Origin of the sequence: Phenylobacterium zucineum HLK1 (genome assembly GCF_000017265.1) — a bacterium.
Taxonomy (GTDB): Bacteria; Pseudomonadota; Alphaproteobacteria; order Caulobacterales; family Caulobacteraceae; genus Phenylobacterium; species Phenylobacterium zucineum.
In genome coordinates this window covers 3,338,281-3,358,210 of the sequence record NC_011144.1, presented here as the reverse complement: position 1 = coordinate 3,358,210, position 19,930 = coordinate 3,338,281, and the positions used below count along the sequence as shown (strand labels likewise).

At 71.8% G+C, this 19,930-nt stretch carries 15 protein-coding genes and 1 tRNA gene; 13 read left to right on the top strand and 3 right to left on the bottom strand.

Annotation, left to right across the window (positions count from 1 at the left end; genetic code table 11):
• The first annotated feature begins 90 nt into the window (after nucleotides 1–90).
• The 5 genes from PHZ_RS16295 (at nucleotide 91) to PHZ_RS16280 (ending at nucleotide 2,933) form a co-directional block, all read left to right on the top strand.
• On the top strand, nucleotides 91–1,110 hold the full coding sequence (locus tag PHZ_RS16295) for a 2'-deoxycytidine 5'-triphosphate deaminase (RefSeq protein WP_012523482.1): 1,020 nt from the start codon (nucleotides 91–93) through the stop codon (nucleotides 1,108–1,110).
• A gap of 172 nt (nucleotides 1,111–1,282) precedes the next feature.
• Nucleotides 1,283–1,705, top strand: a complete 423-nt coding sequence (locus PHZ_RS16290) for a hypothetical protein (protein ID WP_012523481.1) — start codon at nucleotides 1,283–1,285, stop codon at nucleotides 1,703–1,705.
• Nucleotides 1,702–1,827: a hypothetical protein gene (locus tag PHZ_RS23790; protein ID WP_269079162.1), complete on the top strand. Its 126-nt coding sequence runs from the start codon at nucleotides 1,702–1,704 to the stop codon at nucleotides 1,825–1,827. Before PHZ_RS16290 ends, PHZ_RS23790 begins: the two co-directional genes overlap by 4 nt.
• Entirely contained in the window at nucleotides 1,824–2,021 is a 198-nt protein-coding gene (locus PHZ_RS16285; protein WP_041373635.1) for a helix-turn-helix transcriptional regulator, read from the top strand. The genes PHZ_RS23790 and PHZ_RS16285 overlap by 4 nt, the downstream gene beginning before the upstream one ends.
• 18 nt (nucleotides 2,022–2,039) lie before the next feature.
• A complete protein-coding gene (locus tag PHZ_RS16280; protein WP_012523479.1) occupies nucleotides 2,040–2,933 on the top strand; it encodes a TraB/GumN family protein in 894 nt (297 codons plus the stop codon).
• Between the two features lie 135 nt (nucleotides 2,934–3,068).
• On the opposite strand, the gene PHZ_RS16275 is transcribed toward PHZ_RS16280, so the two are convergent.
• Both PHZ_RS16275 and PHZ_RS16270 read right to left on the bottom strand, forming a co-directional pair.
• Nucleotides 3,069–4,265 (bottom strand): kynureninase/PvdN C-terminal domain-containing protein, encoded by a 1,197-nt coding sequence (locus PHZ_RS16275; protein WP_012523478.1) that lies wholly within the window; start codon nucleotides 4,263–4,265, stop codon nucleotides 3,069–3,071.
• Nucleotides 4,241–5,032 carry a tryptophan 2,3-dioxygenase gene (locus PHZ_RS16270; protein WP_012523477.1) on the bottom strand — a complete coding sequence of 264 codons (792 nt, stop codon included), beginning with the start codon at nucleotides 5,030–5,032 and terminating at the stop codon, nucleotides 4,241–4,243. Before PHZ_RS16270 ends, PHZ_RS16275 begins: the two co-directional genes overlap by 25 nt.
• A 107-nt stretch (nucleotides 5,033–5,139) precedes the next feature.
• On the opposite strand from PHZ_RS16270, the gene PHZ_RS16265 reads away from it, so the two are divergent.
• Together PHZ_RS16265 and PHZ_RS16260 are read left to right on the top strand one after the other, a co-directional pair.
• Nucleotides 5,140–5,214, top strand: a tRNA-Gly gene (locus tag PHZ_RS16265).
• A 116-nt stretch (nucleotides 5,215–5,330) separates the two neighbouring features.
• Nucleotides 5,331–8,015 carry a glycoside hydrolase family 3 protein gene (locus PHZ_RS16260; RefSeq protein ID WP_236611846.1) on the top strand — a complete coding sequence of 895 codons (2,685 nt, stop codon included), beginning with the start codon at nucleotides 5,331–5,333 and terminating at the stop codon, nucleotides 8,013–8,015.
• 4 nt (nucleotides 8,016–8,019) lie between these two features.
• On the opposite strand, the gene PHZ_RS16255 is transcribed toward PHZ_RS16260, so the two are convergent.
• On the bottom strand, nucleotides 8,020–9,273 hold the full coding sequence (locus PHZ_RS16255) for an MFS transporter (RefSeq protein WP_041374324.1): 1,254 nt from the start codon (nucleotides 9,271–9,273) through the stop codon (nucleotides 8,020–8,022).
• Between the two features lie 106 nt (nucleotides 9,274–9,379).
• Here PHZ_RS16255 and PHZ_RS16250 point away from each other — a divergent pair, with 106 nt between their 5' ends.
• The 6 genes from PHZ_RS16250 (at nucleotide 9,380) to PHZ_RS16225 (ending at nucleotide 19,892) form a co-directional block, all read left to right on the top strand.
• Nucleotides 9,380–10,423 carry a LacI family DNA-binding transcriptional regulator gene (locus PHZ_RS16250; protein ID WP_012523474.1) on the top strand — a complete coding sequence of 348 codons (1,044 nt, stop codon included), beginning with the start codon at nucleotides 9,380–9,382 and terminating at the stop codon, nucleotides 10,421–10,423.
• A 239-nt stretch (nucleotides 10,424–10,662) separates the two neighbouring features.
• Nucleotides 10,663–13,149, top strand: a complete 2,487-nt coding sequence (locus PHZ_RS16245) for a glycoside hydrolase family 3 protein (protein ID WP_012523473.1) — start codon at nucleotides 10,663–10,665, stop codon at nucleotides 13,147–13,149.
• A 243-nt stretch (nucleotides 13,150–13,392) separates the two neighbouring features.
• Complete coding sequence (locus PHZ_RS16240; RefSeq protein ID WP_012523472.1) at nucleotides 13,393–16,506, top strand: TonB-dependent receptor; 3,114 nt, start codon at nucleotides 13,393–13,395, stop codon at nucleotides 16,504–16,506.
• Nucleotides 16,507–16,585: 79 nt separating this feature from the next.
• Nucleotides 16,586–17,314 (top strand): SapC family protein, encoded by a 729-nt coding sequence (locus tag PHZ_RS16235; RefSeq protein ID WP_041374323.1) that lies wholly within the window; start codon nucleotides 16,586–16,588, stop codon nucleotides 17,312–17,314.
• Complete coding sequence (locus PHZ_RS16230) at nucleotides 17,311–18,342, top strand: cupin-like domain-containing protein (protein ID WP_012523470.1); 1,032 nt, start codon at nucleotides 17,311–17,313, stop codon at nucleotides 18,340–18,342. The genes PHZ_RS16235 and PHZ_RS16230 overlap by 4 nt, the downstream gene beginning before the upstream one ends.
• Nucleotides 18,343–18,392: 50 nt before the next feature.
• A complete protein-coding gene (locus tag PHZ_RS16225; protein ID WP_012523469.1) occupies nucleotides 18,393–19,892 on the top strand; it encodes a tryptophan halogenase family protein in 1,500 nt (499 codons plus the stop codon).
• Nucleotides 19,893–19,930 lie beyond the last annotated feature (38 nt).

The following is a 19,930-nucleotide window of genomic DNA, read 5'->3' as shown; positions in this document are numbered from 1 at the left end:
CCCGGCGCCTGGGCGGTCAAGGGCCGGTTTCGGCCAAGCGGCGCCATCGCCCTTGCCACATCGCCGTTCTCGGCTAAGTCTGCGCCGCCCATGAGCGAAGCCAACCGCCCGGGCATCCTGCCCTGCCAGTCCATCGAGAGCCTGATCGCGCAGGGCGCGATCGTCTCTGAAAGCCCCTTCGATCCCGACCAGGTCCAGCCGGCGAGCCTGGACCTGCGCCTGGGCGCCCGCGTCTGGCGGGTGCGGGCCTCGTTCCTGCCCGGCCGCCACACGGTGCGCGAGCGCATCGCCGAGGTGGCCATGCACGAGTTGGACCTCACCCGCGGCGCGGTGCTGGAGCGCGGCTGCGTCTACATCGCCGAGCTGCAGGAGCGGCTGGCGCTGCCGCCGGGGATCTCGGCGCGCGCCAATCCCAAGAGCTCCACCGGCCGGGTCGACGTGTTCGTCCGCCTGCTGACCGACGCCGGCGCCGCCTTCGACGACGTGGCCGAGGGCTACGTCGGGCCCGCCTTCATCGAGATCGCGCCGCAGACCTTCTCGGTGCTGGTGCGCACCGGCACGCGGCTGAACCAGCTGCGGCTGAAGGCCGGCGTCCCCGAGCGCCTGCGCATCGAGAGCGTCGGCGTCGATCTGACCGGCGAGGTCGCCGGCTTCCGCGGCCGCCGCCACGCCGGCGTCGTCGACCTCGACCACGTGGACGGCCACGACCCGCGCGACTTCTGGGAGCCGCTGGTCCCCCGCAACGGCCAGCTGCTGCTCGATCCGGGCGAGTTCTACATCCTGGCGTCCAAGCAGCCGGTGGAGATCCCCGTGCTGGAGGCGGCCGAGATGACCCCCATCGACCCGTCGGTGGGCGAGTTCCGGGTCCACTACGCCGGCTTCTTCGATCCGGGCTTCGGCACCGACGAGGCGCACGGCAAGGGCTCGAAGGGCGTGCTCGAGGTGCGCAGTCACGAGACGCCGTTCATCCTGGAGGACGGCCAGACGGTCGCCCGGCTGGTGTACGAGCCGCTGACCGAGCGCCCGACGCGCCTCTACGGCGACCTCGGGTCGCATTACCAGCGTCAGGGACTGAAGTTATCCAAGCACTTCAAGGTTTGGAGCGAGTAGGCGGCCGGAGAGCTTAGGACCGCCTTTCGGGGGCGGGAGCCGCCGGGGCGGCAAGGGGCCGCCCCGGCGCTCTCTTGAGGCTTTTCCGTCAAGCACGCCACTCTTTATGTCGCGTATCCTTGACAGGCGGGAAGTGTCGTGCTTCCTTGTCATCTAGACAAGGAGACTTGCTATGTCGAAACTTCTTCCCGGAGGCGTCCTGCCCAAGCTTGGGCTCCTCGGCCTGATGGGCCTCGCCGTCGGCCTCGTTCTGGCCCGCGGCGCGGGGCTGGAGCTCTCGCCCGCGCTGCGCTGGGGCGTCTTCGCCGTCTCGCTGGTGATCGCCGTCTGGCTGACCCTCGCCTATTGGCGCCAGATCGACGAGGCGGCCCGTGAGGCCCAGAAGTCCGCCTGGTTCTGGGGCAGCGGCAGCGGCGCCATCCTGGGCTTCGCCGCGGTCACGGCGCTGGCGATGCGCGACCCCGCCCTCGGCGGCTGGGTGGCGCCGGACGCCCCCGCGGCGGTTCTCGTCCAGGCAGGCGCCATCGCCGTCCTCGCCTCCCAGCTCGTGGGCTTCTTCATCGCCTGGGCCATCTGGTGGTGGAGGATGCGATGAGCGACCGGGTCGCCAACCTGACGCTCGCCGCCTCGGCGCTGGTGATCGGCCTCTTCTGCGCCGGGTTCGCCGCCGCCCAGATCGCGCCGCCGTACGCGGTCATCGCGAGGATGCTGCCATGAAGAATCGCCTGAAGGTGCTGCGCGCCGAGCGCGACTGGAGCCAGGGCGACCTCGCCGAACGGCTGGGCGTCTCGCGCCAGAGCGTCAACGCCATCGAGACCGGCAAGTACGACCCCAGCCTGCCGCTGGCCTTCAGGATCGCCCGGGTCTTCGGACTGCCGATCGAGGCGATCTTCGAGGACGGCGGCGCCTGAACCCCGACGAAGGACCTGATGCTCGCCCGCCTGAATCGCCTCGCCCGCCGGACCGCCGCCGCCCTCGCCCTCGCGTCCGCGCTCGCTTCCGGCCTGGCCGCGCCCGCCGCCGCCGCGCCCGCCCTGTGGGCGATCCGGGACGCGGACTCGACCATCTACCTGTTCGGCACGGTGCACGTGCTGCGCCCCGACACCGCCTGGCGCACGCCGGGGATCGAGGCGGCCCTGGCCGAGAGCGACGAGCTGGTGATCGAGGTGCTGGGCGCCGACGATCCGGCCGCCGCCCGGCCGCTGATCCTGAAGTACGGCGTCAGCACAGACGGTCCGCTGTCGTCCAAGCTGTCGCCGCAGGACCAGGCCCGGCTGGAGGCCGCGGCGGCCGCGGCGGGCCTGCCGCCCCAGGCGCTGGAGCCGCTGCGCCCGTGGCTGGCCGCCATGTCCCTGTCGATCGCCCCGGTGATCAAGGCCGGCTACCGGGTCGGCAGCGGGGTGGAGACGGTGCTGACCGCCGAGGCCAGGGCGAAGGGGCGGCCGGTCGAGGGGCTGGAGACGCTGGAGCAGCAGATCGGCTTCTTCGCCGGCCTGCCGCCCGAGACCGAGCTGGCCATGCTGAAGAGCACGCTGGAGGAGGTGGACGAGGGCCCCGCCAAGCTCGACGCCCTGGTCAAGGCCTGGGCCGACGCCGACCTCGACCTGCTCGAGCGGGAATTCGTCACCGAGATGCGGGAGAAGCACCCCGAGGTCTACGAGGCGCTCGCCGCCCGCCGCAACCGCGACTGGGCCGACCAGCTGAAGGCGAAGCTCGCCGGCTCGGGCGTCAGCTTCGTGGCCGTCGGCGCCGGCCATCTCGTCGGCCCCGACAGCGTGCAGGCCGAGCTCGCGAAGCGCGGCGTCACCGTCGAGCGGCGATAGCAGGCTCTCCCTCCTCCCCCATCGGGGGAGGGGGACCGCGAAGCGGTGGAGGGGGCTGGCCCCCGTCCGTCGCGCCCGCCGGCAAGCCCCGCCACCCTGCCGCACAGGGTCCTGTCCCTCGGAGGAGGGGCGGCGCTACCCCAGCACCTCTCCACAGATCCCGCAGACCCGGTCGATGTCCCCGGCGTCGTGGTAGACGGAGAGGCCGATCCGCAGCACGTCGTCGCGCACGTCGGTCACCACGCCTTTCTCCATCAGCGCCTGCTTCCAGGCCGGCGCCCGCGGGTGGCGCAGGGCCAGGAACCTGGCGTGCGGCCGCCCGTCCGGCGGATTGATCACCTGCGCCTCCGCGAGCCGCCGGCCTGCCCCCGAGGCCGCCCCCGAGGCGATCCGCTCCAGCAGCCGCGCCTGCAGGCCGCCGACGTGGTCGGCCACCGCCGCCGTGGTCAGCCCCTCGGCCTCCAGCATCCGCCCGGCCGCCACGAACCGGTAGAAGCCCGAGGGATCGAAGGTGGCTCCCAGGAACCGGCTGGCGTCGCGGGCGTAGCCGACGCCGCCCGGCGGCCCCTCCAGGTCGCCGAACTCGGCGTACCAGCCGGTCAGCGCCGGCCGCGGCGCGAAGCCCGGCGGGGCGTGCAGGAAGGCCGCGCCTTCGCCGGCCATGGCGTACTTGTAGCCGCCGGCGATGTAGAAGACCCGGTCAGAGACGGCGGACAGGTCCGTCGGGATCGCCCGGAAGCCGTGGTAGCCGTCCACCACCACCCAGGGCCCTTCCGGCTTCGACAGCTCGGCCAGCTCCCACACCCGGTCGAACACGAAGCCGCTCTTGAAGAAGACGTGGCTGGCCAGGATCAGGTCGAAGCCGCCGCCGCGCGCCGCGGCCAGGAAACGCTCGGCGAAATCCGGCGCCTCGGCCGCCACGAGGGTCAGCTCGATCTCCCCGGTCTCGGCCCAGCGCGCCGCCTGCCGCCGGAACGAGTGGAACTCCCCGTCGGTGGCCAGCACCCGCGCCGGCCGCCGCTCGATCGCCGAGACCAGCACCGCCAGCAGCGTGTGGGTGTTGGGCGCGAAGACCACGCTGTCGGGCGAGGGCAGGGCCAGCTCCCGGGCCACCAGCGCCTGGGCCTGCGGGTAGACCTCGCCTAGCGCCCGGTCCCACTTGCGGTCGGCCAGGCGCGCGGCGTCCTCCCAGGCCTGCATGTGGGCCTCGTAGGTGGCGTCGGGCCACAGGTGGTGGCTGTGGGCGGCCATGTGCAGCCGCCCGGGATCTGCGGCCAGGGCGCGGGAGAACAGGTCCTTTCGAGCCGTCAAAGTCTGGTCCTCAGGGACCACAGCTCGGGGAAGCAGCGCCGGCGCAGGGTCTTGGCCAGGTAGCCGACCCCCTCGGTCCCGCCGGTGCCGGGCCGCCCGCCGATGATCCGCTCGACGGTCAGCACGTGCTTGTGCCGCCAGGTGACCAGGGCGTCGTCCAGGTCCACCAGCTTCTCGGCCAGTTGGTAGAGCTCCCAGTACCTCGCCGTGTCGCGGTAGACCTCCAGCCAGGCCGCCTCCACTGAGGGCGTGGCCTCGTACGCCTTGGCGAAGTCGCGGTTCAGCACCGTCTCGGGCACGGGCAGGCCGTGCTTCGGAAGCTGGGCGATGGCCACGTCGTAGAGGCTGGGCGCCTCCAGCGCCGCCGTCAGCTCGGCCAGGGCCTCGGGGCGCTCGGCGTGGAAGCGCAGGAAGCTCTCGTCCTTCAGCCCCAGCAGGTACTCCAGCGTGCGGAACTGGTGCGACTGGAAGCCCGAGCTGGTCCCCAGGCTCCCGCGGAAGCTCAGGTAGTCGGCGGGCGTCATGGTCGCCAGCACGTCCCACGACAGGGTCATGATGGTCTGGATGCGCGAGACCCGCGCCAGGGCCTTGTAGGCCGGCTCCAGGTCGCCGGCGGCCACCAGGCGCTTGGCCAGGTTCACTTCGTGGATGATCTCCTTGAGCCACAGCTCCTTGGTCTGGTGGATGACGATGAACAGCAGTTCGTCGTGACGGTCGCTCAGCGGCTTCTGGGCCGCGAGCAGCTCGTCGAGCGCGAGGTAACGCGCATAGGTCATGGGTTCGGACATGGCGCGGACCCTATGCCAGCCCCCGCCCCGCATGAAGCGCCGCGTGAACGGCTTGAGGCCGCCACAAAGACGGGCTAAGGCAATCGACCCGGCCGCAGAGGCCGCGCGCGGGTGTAGTTCAGAGGTAGAACGTCAGCTTCCCAAGCTGAATGTCAGGGGTTCGATTCCCCTCACCCGCTCCAACTTCCCACCGCCTAACCGCATCGACGCCTCCCTCGCCGCTGCACTGCCGGAGGGGCTGGTAGCGCTATCATTTCGCTGCTACGGTCGCCCTAACGAAGAAGGGTTGGGAGGAACGATGACCCGCAAAGGATGGATGCTGTGCGCCGCCGCGGCGGCCGCGATGCTGGCCGAACCCGCGCTCGCCCAGGCCCCGGCGGCCCCGCAGGCCCCTCAAGGCTCCCAGGCCGAACAGGGCCAGCCGGCCTACCGCGACACGCGCCTGCCGGCCGAACGGCGCGCCGCCGACCTCGTCGCCCGCATGACGCTGGAGGAGAAGTCCCGCCAGATCGGTCACACGGCGCCGGCCATCCCGCGCCTGGGCGTGCCGGCCTACAACTGGTGGAACGAGGGGCTGCACGGCGTCGCCCGCGCCGGGATCGCCACGGTCTTCCCCCAGGCCATCGGCATGGCCGCCACCTGGGACGTCGACCGCATGCGCGGGACCGCCGATGTCATCGGCACCGAGTTCCGCGCCAAGTACGCCGAGCGCGTCCACCCGGACGGGAGCACGGACTGGTACCGCGGGCTCACCGTCTGGTCGCCCAACATCAACATCTTCCGCGACCCGCGCTGGGGCCGGGGGCAGGAGACCTACGGCGAGGATCCGTACCTGACGGGGCGGATGGGGGTCGCCTTCATCCGCGGGCTGCAGGGCCAGGACCCGAATTTCTTCAAGACCATCGCCACGGCCAAGCACTACGCGGTGCACTCGGGCCCGGAGTCCAACCGCCACCGCGAGGACGTCCACCCCAGCGCCTACGACCTGGAGGACACCTACCTGCCGGCGTTCCGCGCCGCGGTCACGGAGGGCAAGGTCCAGGCGGTCATGTGCGCCTACAACGCCGTGGACGGCGTGCCCGCCTGCGCCAGCGAGGACCTGATGGACCAGCGCCTGCGCCGGGACTGGGGCTTCTCGGGCCACGTGGTGTCGGACTGCGGCGCGGCGGCCAACATCTACCGCGAGGACAGCCTCGCCTATGTGAAGACCCCGGAGGAGGGGATCACGCGGGCGCTGAACGCCGGCATGGACCTCGTCTGCGGCGACTACCGCGCCGACTGGAACACCGAGGCCGAGGCGACCGTCTCGGCGGTGCGCAAGGGGATGCTGGACGAGACCGTGCTGGACGGGGCGCTCGTGCGCCTGTTCGCCGACCGCATCCGGCTTGGCCTGTTCGACCCGCCCGCCGAGGTCCCGTTCTCGAAGATCACGGCCGCCCAGAACGACACCCCCGAGCACCGGGCCATGTCGCTGGAGATGGCCAAGGCCTCGATGACCCTGCTGAAGAACGACGGGGTCCTGCCGCTGAAGGGCGAGCCGCGCCGCATCGCCGTGGTCGGGCCGAACGCCGACAGCGTAGACGCCCTGATCGGCAACTACTACGGCACGCCGTCGAACCCGGTGACGGTGCTGGCCGGGATCCGCGCCCGCTTCCCGAAGGCCGAGGTAGTCTACGCCGAGGGGACGGGCCTCGTGGGTCCCGCTTCCCTGCCGGTGCCGGACGCGGTGCTCTGCGCCGACGCCGCCTGCCGCACGAAGGGGCTGAAGCAGGAGGTGTTCGAAGGCGTGGCGCTGGAGGGCGCGCCGGTCGAGACCCGCACCGTCGCCAACGCGACTTTCGACTGGACCGGCGACCGCCAGAGCTCGGCCCGCTGGACCGGCTACATCACCCCCACCAGGACCGGCGAGCACCGGTTCCGCTTCGCCAGCGACAACGGCTACCGGGTCTTCATCGACGGCAAGCCGGTGGTGGACGAGTGGGGCGTGGGCGATGCGCCCTCGATCCTCGACGGCGCGATCCGGCTCGAGGCCGGCAAGCGCTACCCGATCCGCGTCGAGGGGTTCCAGCGGGGGGTGAAGGGCCGTCAGCGGCTGATCTGGAGCCCGCCGGGCCAGGACGGAAGCGACGCCGTGGCCGCAGCCAAGGCCGCCGACCTGGTGGTCTTCGTGGGCGGCCTCACCGCCCGCGTCGAGGGCGAGGAGATGAAGCTGCAGGTTCCGGGCTTCGCCGGGGGCGACCGCACCAGCCTCGACCTGCCGGCGCCGCAGCAGGACCTGCTGAGACGCCTCCACGCCACCGGCAAGCCGGTCGTCCTGGTGCTGATGAACGGCAGCGCGCTGTCGGTGAACTGGGCCGACGCCAACCTGCCGGCCATCGTCGAGGCCTGGTATCCGGGCGGGGAGGGCGGGCACGCCGTCGCCCAGCTGCTGGCCGGCGACTACAGCCCGGCCGGCCGCCTGCCGGTCACCTTCTACCGCTCGGCCGGCGACCTGCCGCCGTTCGCCGACTACGCCATGAAGGGCCGCACCTACCGCTACTTCGGCGGCGAGGTCCTCTATCCCTTCGGCTACGGGCTATCCTACACGCGGTTCAGCTACGGGGCCCCGCAGCTGTCCGCCCGCAGCGTGTCCGCCGATGGCGAGATCACCGTCACGACCCAGGTGACCAACACCGGCGGCATGGACGGCGAGGAGGTGGTCCAGCTCTATGTCTCGCATCCCGGCAGGGACGGGACCCCGATCCGCGCCCTGCAGGGCTTCCAGCGGATCGGCCTGAAGCGCGGGGAGACCAGGCCGGTCAGCTTCACCCTCAAGGACCGCCAGCTCAGCGTGGTGGACGCCGAGGGAAACCGGCGCGTCGAGCCGGGCCGCGTCGAGGTCTGGGTCGGCGGCGGCCAGCCGGTCTCCCGGCCGGGACTTCCCGAGGTCGCTGGCGGGAAGGCGGAGTTCCGGATCACCGGCTCCAAGACCCTCCCGCGCTAGCGCCTCAGCGCGCGCGGCGGACGGCCAGTACGGCGAGGCCGCCCGCTGCGGCGGCCGCTGCGGCGGCGGCGTACAGCCAGGCGTAGCCGTGGGCGGCCTCCAGCAGCGCCGCCCCGGCCAGCGGCGCGATCATCTGCGGCAGGGTGTTGGCGAGGTTGCTGAGGCCCAGGTAGGCGCCGGCGTCCCGCGCCGAGGGCAGCACCTCGGTGATCAGCGCCGCGTCCAGCGCCTGGAAGAGGCCGTAGCTGACGCCGAACACGGCGAAGGCCAGGGCCATCAGCCGCCAGTCGGGACCGAAGGCCAGGGCGAGTGACGCCACCGCCGTCAGCAGTCCGGCGGCGAGGACGAAGGGCTTGCGGCGGGCGAGGTGGTCCGAGAGGAAACCGCCGGCGAGGCCCGCGATGGCCTGCACGAGGCTCGAGCCCACCACCAGGAGCGCCAGCAGGGCCTCGGGCGCGAGGCCGCCGGGCGGCGCGACCCGGTCCTGGATGTTGAACAGCGCGAACAGCGTCACGATGGTGATCGCGGTCTGGATCAGCAGGCGCGAGGCCCAGGCGGCCGCGAAGTCCCGGGTCATGGGCGGGGCAGCGGCGGCCCTCCGCTTCAGCCGCGGCGGGCCGCTCAGCTGCAGCAGGCCCGGCCCGGTGGGCGCTTCGCGCGCCAGCAGCAGGATGGGCAGGGCCGAGGCGAGCAGCAGGGCGGCGATAGCGCCGTAGCGGACGCCGTCCTGCGGCAGGGCCATCCCCGCCAGCAGCGCGCCCGCCATCGCCCCGGCCGGCGGCGCCAGGCCGATGAACGCCGCCGCGCGGCCGCGCTGGGCCGTCGGCACGCGGTCGGCCAGCAGCGCCAGCAGCGGCCCGAACATCAGGTTCAGGCACAGCTGGAACAGCAGCACCGAGGCCACCAGCCCGCCGGTGGTCCCAGCCATCATGATCGCGAAATAGGAGCCGGCGGTGCCCGCCGCGCCGAGCGCGATCCAGGGCCGGCGACGCCCGAAGCGCGAGCGGGTCCGATCGCTGAGCGCCCCGGCCAGGATGTTCGAGGCGCCCGCGGTCAGCGCCCCCCAGAAGCTGACCTGGGCCAGGATCCACGCCTTCTGTCCGGGGTCGATCGCCGAGGCCTTGAGCGGCGCGAGGATCGTGAGCAGCGGCATGAACGAGAGGAAGGCGCCCACCTGCGCGACCGCGAGCGCGGCGATGAAGCCGGCGCTGGCCGCTTGCGGCCGGGGCGGGACATCTGCAAGGAAAGCGCTGGACACGGGCGGCATCCTGGGACGGGCGCCGCCGTCGCGCAATCGGCCGGCGGGTTCCTGCAAGGGGGCCGCGGCCGGCGCGGTCCATCCCCATCCCGGCCGGGAGACGCAAGTGGGCGCGGTGACGATCTACGACGTGGCGGAGCGCGCGGGCGTCTCCATCAAGTCCGTCTCGCGGGTGCTGAACGGCCGGCCTAACGTGACCGAGGAGCTGCGCCGCAAGGTGCAGGAGGCCGCCGACGCCCTGGGCTACCGTCCCAGCCTGTCGGCCCGCGGCCTGGCCGGCGCGCGCTCGTACCTGATCGCCGCCCTGGTGGACGCCGAGCTGACCATCGAGCACTGGCGCTCGGGGCGCGGCAACGACTACCTCAGCCGCATGGAGCTGGGGGCGCTGATGGAGTGCCGCCAGGCCGGCTACCACCTGCTGATCGAGCTGGTGGACGTCGCCTCGCCGACCCTGGAGCGGGACATCCTGGCCATGGTCTCCTCGTTGCGGCCGGACGGGCTGATCCTGACGCCGCCGGTGTCGGATTCCACCGTGGTCCTCGACGCCCTCGACAGCCGCGGCGCGGCCTATGTGCGCCTGGGCGCCGAGCGCGAGCCCTCGCGCGGCGGCCGGGTCTGGATGGACGACCGCCGCGCCGCCTACGACATGACGGTCCACCTGATCCGCCTCGGGCACCGTGACATCGGCTTCGTCGTCGGACATCCGCGCTACGCCGCCAGCCGCGCCCGGCGCGCCGGGTTCGAGGCGGCCATGGGCGACCACGGGCTGGCCGTGCGGGCCGAGTGGGTCGCCGAGGGCGACTTCACCTTCCCCTCGGGGCTGGCCTGCGCCGAGCGGATCCTGGGCGCCGCCCGGCGACCGACGGCGATCTTCGCCAGCAACGACGACATGGCCTTCGGCGTGGTGCAGGCCGCCGCGCGGCTGGGCCTGTCGATCCCGCGGGACCTCTCGGTCGCCGGCTTCGACGACGCGCCCGGCGCCCAGTTCTCCACGCCCCAGCTCACGACCGTCCGCCAGCCGGTGTCCGAGATGGCGGAGGCGGCGGCCCGCATGCTGATCGCAGGCGCGGCGGGCCAGGCTGCGCCCGGTCCGGCCGAGGTGGCCTACGCCCTGGTCCTGCGCGACTCGACGGCCGCGCCTCGCGGCTGAGGCGGCCGCACGGTGAATGTTACCGCTACCGAAAAATGTTGACAGCGCTGTCAATGCGCCGCAGGGTTGCATCATAACGACGGCCGCGACCCCAACGACGGCCGGGAGGAAACATGATGATCCCGCCTGGCGACCGCCGGGACGCGACCGCGTTCGGCTTCCTGTCTTGCTTCCCCACTACCTGGCGCGGCGGGCTCGTCGCCGCGCCGTCCTTTTTCCGCGCCTGAGGCGGACGGGGGATGGGGGAGCGGCTCCTGCGCCTGGCCTGCGCCGCGGCGGCCCTGGCCACGGGCTTCGCGCCCGGCCCGGCCGCGCCCGCCGAGGCGATCGACCCGGCCCTGTGGCCGGCCGCGCGCAGCCGCGGCCTCGTCGATCCGCGCACCGAGGCGTTCGTCGACGAGCTGATGGGCCGGATGAGCCTCGAGGAGAAGGTGGGCCAGCTAATCCAGGGCGACACGACCACCGTCCGCCCCGAGGACCTTCGCGACTATCCCCTGGGATCGGTTCTGGCGGGCGGAGACAGCCCGCCCCTGGGCGCGCCCGACCGCTCGCCGGGCCAGGCCTGGCTCGACACCGCCCGCGCCTTCCGCAAGGCGGCGCAGGAGTTGCGGCCGGGACGCCCCTACATCCCCCCGATCTTCGGCCTGGACGCCGTGCACGGGAACAACAACGTCGTGGGCGCGGTGGTCTTCCCCCACAACATCGCCCTGGGCGCGACGCGCGATCCCGAGCTGATCCGCCGGATCGGCGAGGTCACCGCCGTCGAGGCCGCCGCCGTCGGGATCGACTGGGCGTTCGGGCCCACCGTCGCCGTCGTGCGCGACGACCGCTGGGGGCGCACCTACGAAAGCTATTCCGAGGACCCGCAGCTCGTCGCCACCTACGCCCGCGCCCTGGTCGAGGGGCTGCAGGGGGCGCCGCGCGACTGGCCCGCCCTGCGGAACGGGCGGGTGGTCGGGTCGGCCAAGCACTTCCTGGGCGACGGCGGCACCGAGAACGGCCGGGACCAGGGCGACAATAAGGACAGCGAGGCCGACCTCGCCCGCGTCCACGCGCCGGGGTACGCCGCGGCGATCGACGCCGGGGTCATGACGGTGATGGCCTCGTTCTCGAGCTGGCGGGGCGAGAAGCTGCATACCCACCGGGGCCTGCTCACCGACGTGCTGAAGGGTCGGATGGGCTTCGAGGGCTTCGTCGTCGGCGACTGGAACGCCCACGGCCAGGCGCCGGGCTGCACCACCGAGACCTGTCCCCAGGCCTTCAACGCCGGCATGGACATGCTGATGGCCCCCGACAGCTGGAAGGGGCTCTACGACAACACGCTCGCCCAGGCGCGGTCCGGCGCGATTCCGATGGCGCGGCTGGACGACGCCGTGCGCCGCATCCTCCGGGTGAAGGTCAAGGCGGGCCTGTTCGGTCCCCGGCCGCTGGAGGGCCGCCTCGACCTCGTGGGCGCGCCCGAGCACCGCGCGGTCGCGCGCCGGGCGGTGCGCGAGTCCCTCGTGCTGCTCAAGAACAACGGTGGCGTGCTGCCCGTGCGCGGCTCGGCCCGCGTGCTGGTGGCCGGCTCGGGGGCGCAGGACTTCGGCAAGCAGACCGGCGGCTGGACCCTCAGCTGGCAGGGGACCGGCAACAGGCCGTCCGACTTCCCGAACGGCGAGACCATCTGGGACGGGATTCGCCAGGCGGTGGAGGCCGGCGGCGGCCGGGCCGAATTCAGGGCGGACGGCGAGTTCCAGGAGCGGCCCGACGTGGCCGTCGTGGTCTTCGGGGAAGATCCGTATGCGGAGTTCCAGGGCGACCGTCCGACGCTGGAGTACCAACCGGGCGCCAAGTCCGACCTCGCCCTGCTGCGCAGGCTGAAGGCCCACGGCCTGCCGGTGGTGGCGGTGTTCCTCTCGGGCCGGCCGATGTGGGTGAACCCCGAACTGAACGCGGCCGACGCCTTCGTCGCCGCATGGCAGCCGGGGACCGAGGGCGGCGGAGTGGCGGACGTGCTGATCGGCGACGCCCGCGGCCGACCGCGGCACGACTTCCGCGGCAAGCTCTCGTTCTCCTGGCCCAGGCGGGCCGACCAGTACCGGCTGAACCGGGGCGATCCCGGCTACGATCCGCTGTTCGCCTACGGCTACGGCCTCGCCTATGGCGACCGGACCGAGGTTCCCGCCCTCTCGGAGGACCCCGGCGTCGCTGCCGGAGTGGAGAACCTGGACCGCTATCTCGTCGGCGGGCGGGTGGTGGAGCCCTGGCGGCTCGTGCTGCGCGACGCTGCCGGCGAGGCGATCGCGCCCAGCGCTGGCGAGGCGGCCTCCCCCGGCGGGGCGTTGTCCGTCCGGCTGGTGGATGCGGGCGGCGTGCAGGGCGCGGGCCGCGCCTTCTCCTGGACGGGCCCGGGCCGCGCCGCGTTCTCAGGTCCGGCGGCGGACCTCAGCCGCCAGGCGAACGGCGACATGACCCTGCTGGCCGCCTACCGGGTCGACCGGCGGCCGGCCGGCGAGGTGCGCCTGGGCGTCGGCCGCGCCAGCGTGCCGCTCGGGGGGATCCTGGCGGCCGCGCCCGTGGGCGAGTGGCGGACGATCAAGGTCCGGCTGGCCTGCTTCCGCGCCGCCGGCGACGACCTTTCGGCGGTGGCGAGCCCGGCCTGGATCGAGGCCGGCGCCGGCCTCGAACTCTCGCTGGGCGAGCTGCGCCTTGCGCCGAACCAGAACGACGGGGTGTGCCCGTGACCGCCCGCCCCCGCGTGTCTGCCGCGCTCGGCAAAACCGCATCCGCTCCCATGACGGAAATGTGGCGGTGTGGTCAAAAAACAACGCTCTTCAGATTGACGGGGCTGAAATGTTAGTGATAACGCTACCATATCACGGACGAATGAGAAAACGCGCCGCCTGCGACCAGTAAACGGCGCGCGGTAATGTTGCACTGCAAAAATATACGCGACCTTTTGGCTCATAACACCGGGGGGATGGCCCATGATCCGGCGTAAACGTCTTCGTAATTCTGCTTCGTTGCTTGCGATCTCGACGGCTCTGTTCGCCGGCGCCGCCGCCGCCCAGGAGGCTCCGGCCGAGGTCGAGGAGATTGTGGTCACCGGCTTCCGGGCCTCGATCGAGCAGGCGCTCGACATCAAGCGCAGCAGCAGCGGCGTGGTGGACGCGATCGTCGCCGAGGACATCGGCAAGTTCCCCGACACCAACCTGGCCGAGTCGCTGCAGCGCATCCCGGGCGTGGCCATCGACCGCAGCAACGGCGAGGGGAGCGAGGTGACCGTCCGCGGCTTCGGCGGCGGCTTCAACCTGGTGACCCTGAACGGCCGCACCCTGCCGACCGCCAACGTCCAGACGGTCGGCGGCGACCAGAACGCCGAGTTCCAGGCCGCCACCAGCCGCTCGTTCGACTTCTCGAACGTCGCCTCGGAAGGCGTCAGCGCGCTGGAGGTCTACAAGACCGGCCGCGCCGCGATCCCGTCGGGCGGCATCGGCGCCACGATCAACGTGCGCACCGTCCGCCCGCTCGACGCGGCCGAAGGCCTCTCGGGCAGCATCGGCGTCAAGGGCCTCTACGACACCGGGGTCGAGGAGAGCCTCGACGGCGCAGACAAGATCACGCCCGAGCTGTCGGGCGTGGTCACCTGGAGCGACCCCAGCGACATGTTCGGGGTCAGCCTCTTCGGCAGCTATCAGAAGCGGAACTTCACCAGCCGCAGCGCCACCGCCAACGACTGGAACATCCGCCGCTATTCCGAATTCATCGATCCCGCGAACGGGTTCGTCCGCAACAACGGCACGACGCAGATCACCAACGCGCCGACCGACCCGGACACCCTGGTGGCGATCCCGAACGACAGCCGCTACCACTTCGCCGAGGGCGAGCGCGAACGGCTGAACGGCTACGCCACCGTGCAATTCCAGCCGACCGAGAACTTCACCCTCACGGCCGACGCCCTCTACGCCAAGAACAAGGTCCGCGAGCACCGGAACGACCAGGCCAACTGGTTCAACCGTCCGTTCGACCGGGTGACCTTCGACGACAACCCGGTGGTGGCGACGGCCATCTTCCTGCAGGAGGCCCTGTCGGGCACCAAGGACGCCGGCTTCGAGCAGCAGTACCGGGCGACCGACGACACCCTGGAATCCTACGGCCTGAACGGGCAGTGGCGGTTCAACGACCGGATCACCGTCTCGCTCGACGGCCACATCTCGAAGGCCAACAGCAAGCCCGGCGCCCGAAACGGGACCAACTCGACCCTGGTGTCGATCGGGGCGCCGATCATCGCCGCCCACTCGGTGGACTTCTCGGGCGAGGCCCCGGTCCAGACCATCACCATCAACGACGCCCTGCCGCGCGGCAACGGCAACGGCGTGCTCGACGCCGGCGACCTGGGCAGCCAGGTGGGCCGCACCTTCTCGCAGCGCCAGTCGCAGAAGGTGAAGGAGGTCCGCGCCGATGTGGTGTGGGAGCTGGACGACGACGGCAGCCGGCTGGACTTCGGGGTCAACTACCGCGACTCCGACATGCGCCAGGCGAACACCGTCACCCAGCAGGACCTCGGCAGCTGGGGCATCTCGAATCCGCGCGACGTCGAGGCGCTCGCCCCGGGGCTGGTCGAACAGTTCTGCCAGGCCTGCGCCTTCGACGACCTCGATCCGGGCCTCAGCGGCGCCGGCCTGATCTCGTTCCGCGCCGACCCGATCGCCCTCTACGACACGCTCTCCGCCGCCTATCTGGCGCAGGGCAACGCGATCAACATCAACGAGCAGACCGACAACCGGGTCGGCGAGAAGATCTGGGCCGCCTACGGCCAGCTGACCTGGAACGGCGAGATCGCCGGCCGCTCGGCCAGCATGGTCGCCGGCGTCCGCTACGAGCGGACCGAGGTGGACGCCACGTCGCTGATCCTGGTGCCGCGGGCGATCGTCTGGACGGCCGACAACGACTTCATCGTCTCGACGTCTGACCAGGAGGAGCCGGTCTCGGGCAAGGGCAAGTACAACAACCTCTTGCCGGCGCTCGACTTCCGCGTCGAGCTGCGGGAGGACCTCGTCGCCCGCGCCTCGTTCAGCCGAACCATCGCACGACCCGACTTCGGCCAGCTCTTCGCCTCCATCGACGCCGACGCGCCCAACCGGCCGACGGCCAACGGAGCGATCCCGCTCGCCGACTCGGGCAACCCGAACCTCGAGCCCCTGGTCTCGGACAACTTCGACCTCTCGCTGGAGTGGTACTACAAGCCCGGCAGCTTCATCTCGGCCGGCGTGTTCGAGAAGCGGGTCGACAACTTCGTCGGCCAGGGGACCTTCGAGGGGCCGCTGTTCGACCTGCGCGATCCGGCCTCCGGCGCCGCCGGCACGCGGTCGGGCCTGGCGCGGCAGATGCTGACCGACGTCGGCGCCGACCAGACGGACGTCAACCTGTTCACCGCCACCGCCCTGATCATCCAGAACGGCGGCGACGTGGCGGCGGCCCAGGCGCAGTTCCAGGCCAACCGGACCCCGCTGCCCGGCGGCGGCCTCGGCGACCTGAACCAGGGGTTCGTCGACCAGATCCTGTCGTCCGTCGACATCGAGGCCAACGCCAGCGACCCGCTGTTCAACTTCCAGATCGCCCAGCCGATCAACACCCGGCAGGCGAAGATCTGGGGCTTCGAGCTGGCGGGCGCCCACTTCTTCGGGGACACGGGCTTCGGCGTCGCCGCCGCCTACACCTTCGTGGACGGGGACATCGGCTTCGACATCGGCGCCGACCCCGGCGAGGACCAGTTCGCCCTCCTCGGCCTCAGCGACACGGCCAACGTGACCCTGATCTACGAGAAGTACGGCGTCTCGGCCCGCGTCGCCTGGAACTGGCGGGACAAGTTCCTGGCCCAGACCAACCGGGGCGGGGACCGCAACCCGGTGTTCGTGGAAGCCTTCGACCAGGTCGACCTGAACGTCAGCTACGACATCACCGAGGACCTGGCGGTCTCCTTCGAGGCGATCAACATCTTCAAGGAGCGCCTGCGGACCCATGGCCGCGACAAGAACCAGCTCTGGATGGTTCAGGAACTCGACACGCGATACCTTCTGGGCGCGCGGTACCGGTTCTAGCCTCCCCCTCTGGGACCGGACCGGAACGGGAGAGGCCGCTCGGCGCAGCGGCCTCTTTCGTCCGGGCGTGGAGGCGAACGTGACGAACAGGGTGCTGCTCAACAACGTCGATCATGCGGACCTGCGGGTGATCGCCCGGCATGGGCCGGAGTTCGGCGACGCGATCAACCAGGCGCTGGTGTTCCCGACCGAGTTCGAGGCGCTGCAGCGCGAGTACCCCATCTTCTTCCGCAAGGACGCCAACGGCGCCTTCCAGGCCATCGTCCTCCTGGGCCTAGACCGCGACGAGAACCTGTTCCTGGACGGCGGCGGCTGGAACGCCCGCTACGTGCCCGCCGTCCAGCAGCGGGGGCCCTTCTCGATCGTGCTGCAGCCGCCGCGGGCGGGCGAGGGCGGCGAGCCCCAGCCGATGATCCACGTCGATCTGGACCATCCGCGGATCAGCCGCGAGGAGGGCGAGCCGCTGTTCCTGCCCGCCGGAGGCCACGCGCCGTACCTGCAGCACGTCTCGCGGGTGCTGGGCGCCATCTACGACGGGCTGGAAGTGGGCGGCCCGTTCTTCGCAGCGCTGGACGGCCTGGGCCTCATCGAGCCGGTCGAGGTCGAGGCGCAGGTCGAAGGCGGGCGGACCTATGTGATCCCCGGCCTGTTCACCGTGGGGGAGGCCGGCCTCGCGGCCCTGGGCGGCGAGGACCTGGAGCGGCTGCACCGCTCGGGCGCCCTGCGCGCGGCCTACGCCGTGCGATCCTCGATGGCCAACCTGCAGCGCCTGATCGACGCCAAGGTCTGCAAGGAGGCGGGGCGGTGAGCGCCGCCCTTCAGGCCGTGCCGGAGGGGGCCGCCGCCGGGGCGGGGGACATCCCGCTGGATGCGCTGCTGGCCGGTCAGCGGCCGACGGTCTACCGCGGTCTCGCGCGGGACTGGCCGCTGGTGCGGGCCGGGCTCTCCTCGGCCGGGGACGCCATCGCCTGCCTCAAGCGCTGGGACGCGGGGCGGCCGGTCACCGGCTACACGGGCCGGCCCGAGATCGGCGGCCGGTTCTTCTACGCCGACGAGGCGCTGACGCAGCTCAATTTCCGGGCCGAGCAGGTGGGGCTCGGCGCCTTCCTGGACCGCATGGCGGCCGGGCTGGACGAGCCGGACGGCCCCTCGCTCTACATCGGCTCCACGGACATCGACACCTACCTGCCCGGCCTGCGCCAGGAGAACGACCTGGGCCTGGACGCCGCCGTCCTCGGGGCTGAACCCATCGTCAGCATCTGGATCGGCAACCGCACGGTCGCGGCGGCCCACTACGACATGTCGAACAACATCGCCGTCTGCGTGGCCGGCCGCCGCCGCTTCACCCTGTTCCCGCCGGACCAGGCCGCGAACCTCTATCCCGGGCCGCTGGAGCCCACCCCCGGCGGCCAGGTCGTCAGCCTCGTCGATCTGCGCGACCCGGACCTCGACCGCTTTCCGAAGGCCCGCGAGGCCTTGGCCGCGGCCCAGGTGGCCGACCTCGAGCCCGGCGACGTCCTCGTCTACCCGGCCCTGTGGTGGCACCAGGTCGAGGCGCTGGAGCCGTTCAACATCCTGGTGAACTACTGGTGGAACCCCTCGCCGGGGTTCATGGACACGCCGCAGACGACGCTGCTGCACGCGCTGCTCAGCCTGCGCGACCGCCCCGAGCACGAGAAGCAGGCCTGGAAGGCGCTGTTCGACTTCTATGTCTTCGGCCCGGCCGAGGCCGCCGCCGGCCATCTGCCCGAGCCCGCCCGCGGCCCGCTCGGCCCGCTGGACGAGATGAAGGCCCGGCGCCTGCGCGCCCAGCTGCTCCACCGCATGAACCGTTGAAGCCAGAACCCTTGCCCAAGCCCTTGCCAAAGCCCTTGAAGGGGGGACCCATGGAACAGGTCGTGAAGAAGGTCGTGGTCGCCGGCGGCGGGTCGGCGGGCTGGATGGCGGCCGCCGCGCTGTCGCGCCAGCTCGGGGGCCTGCTCGACATCACCCTCGTGGAATCCGACGCCATCGGCACGGTCGGCGTGGGCGAGTCCACCATCCCCACGGCGCGGACGTTCGTCGCCCTGCTCGGCCTCGACGAGCGCGAGTTCATGCGCGAGACGGGCGCCACCTTCAAGCTGGGCATCCTGTTCGAGAACTGGGGCGAGGTGGGCGACCGCTACATCCACTCGTTCGGTCAGGTGGGGAAGTCCACGCTGATGGCCCACTTCCACCACATGTGGATGGAGGCCAGGGCCCAGGGCTTCGGCGGCGACCTCGGCGACTACTGCCTGGAGCTGCGGGCGTCGGAGGAGGGGAAGTTCTACGCCGCCGACGACTTCCCGATGAACTACGCCTACCACATCGACGCCACCCGCTTCGGCCGCTTCCTGCGCCGGCGCTGCGAGAACAACGGCGTGCGCCGGGTCGAAGGCAAGATCCAGCGCGTCGAGCAGCACCCCGAGACAGGCTTCATCACCGCCCTCGTCCTGGAGTCCGGAGAGCGGGTCGAGGGCGACCTGTTCGTGGACGCCACCGGCTTCCGCGGCCTGCTGATCGAGCAGACGCTGAAGGCCGGCTTCGAGGACTGGGGCCAGTGGCTGCCCAACGACCGGGCCGTCGCGGTCCAGACTGCCACGAGCGAGCCGCCGCTGCCGCTCACCCGCGCCATCGCCCACCGCGCCGGCTGGCAGTGGGGCATCCCGCTGCAGCACCGCGAGGGCAACGGCTGGGTCTACTGTTCGGAGTTCATGTCGGACGACGAGGCGCGGGACTCGTTCCTCGGCCAGCTCAAGGGCGAGAAGCTGACCGAGCCCTGGTTCCTGCGCTTCCGCCCCGGCCGGCGCCGGAAGGCGTGGGACAAGAACTGCGTCGCCATCGGCCTGGCCGGCGGCTTCATCGAACCGCTCGAGGCCACCTCGCTGCACATCACCATGATCGCCATCACGCGCCTCTTGCAGCTCTTCCCCTTCGCCGGGGTCAACGCGGCGCTGCAGACGCGCTTCAACTTCCTGGCCGACCAGGAGATCCAGCGCGTCCGCGACTTCATCATCCTGCACTACAAGGCGACCGAGCGGACCGACAGCCCCTACTGGGACCGCTGCCGCACCATGCAGATCCCGGACTCCCTCGCCGAGCGGATCGAGCTCTTCCGCGAGACGGCCCAGCTCTACCACGTGCCGGGCGAGCTGTTCCTGATCGACTCCTGGCTGCAGGTGATGCTCGGCCAGCGGATCCGGCCGAAGACCCATCACCGCATGGGCGCCCTGATGCCGCCCGAGCGGCTGCGCGGCGCCCTCGGCGACCTGAAGGGCAACGTCGACCGTGCGGTCGGAAAGCTGCCCAGCCACCAGGAATTCCTGGACCGCTACTGCCCGGTCTCGCCCGCCGAGGCGGCGGCCTGACCGCTCGGCCGGCATTGCGCCGGCCGGCGGAGACCGCG

Coding starts and splice junctions, on each gene's coding strand:
- PHZ_RS16295 (WP_012523482.1), top strand. CDS start 91: ATGAGCGAAGCCAACCGCCCGGGCATCCTGCCCTGCCAGTCCATCGAG.
- PHZ_RS16290 (WP_012523481.1), top strand. CDS start 1,283: ATGTCGAAACTTCTTCCCGGAGGCGTCCTGCCCAAGCTTGGGCTCCTC.
- PHZ_RS23790 (WP_269079162.1), top strand. CDS start 1,702: ATGAGCGACCGGGTCGCCAACCTGACGCTCGCCGCCTCGGCGCTGGTG.
- PHZ_RS16285 (WP_041373635.1), top strand. CDS start 1,824: ATGAAGAATCGCCTGAAGGTGCTGCGCGCCGAGCGCGACTGGAGCCAG.
- PHZ_RS16280 (WP_012523479.1), top strand. CDS start 2,040: ATGCTCGCCCGCCTGAATCGCCTCGCCCGCCGGACCGCCGCCGCCCTC.
- PHZ_RS16270 (WP_012523477.1), bottom strand. CDS start 5,032: ATGTCCGAACCCATGACCTATGCGCGTTACCTCGCGCTCGACGAGCTG.
- PHZ_RS16260 (WP_236611846.1), top strand. CDS start 5,331: ATGACCCGCAAAGGATGGATGCTGTGCGCCGCCGCGGCGGCCGCGATG.
- PHZ_RS16245 (WP_012523473.1), top strand. CDS start 10,663: ATGGGGGAGCGGCTCCTGCGCCTGGCCTGCGCCGCGGCGGCCCTGGCC.
- PHZ_RS16240 (WP_012523472.1), top strand. CDS start 13,393: ATGATCCGGCGTAAACGTCTTCGTAATTCTGCTTCGTTGCTTGCGATC.
- PHZ_RS16225 (WP_012523469.1), top strand. CDS start 18,393: ATGGAACAGGTCGTGAAGAAGGTCGTGGTCGCCGGCGGCGGGTCGGCG.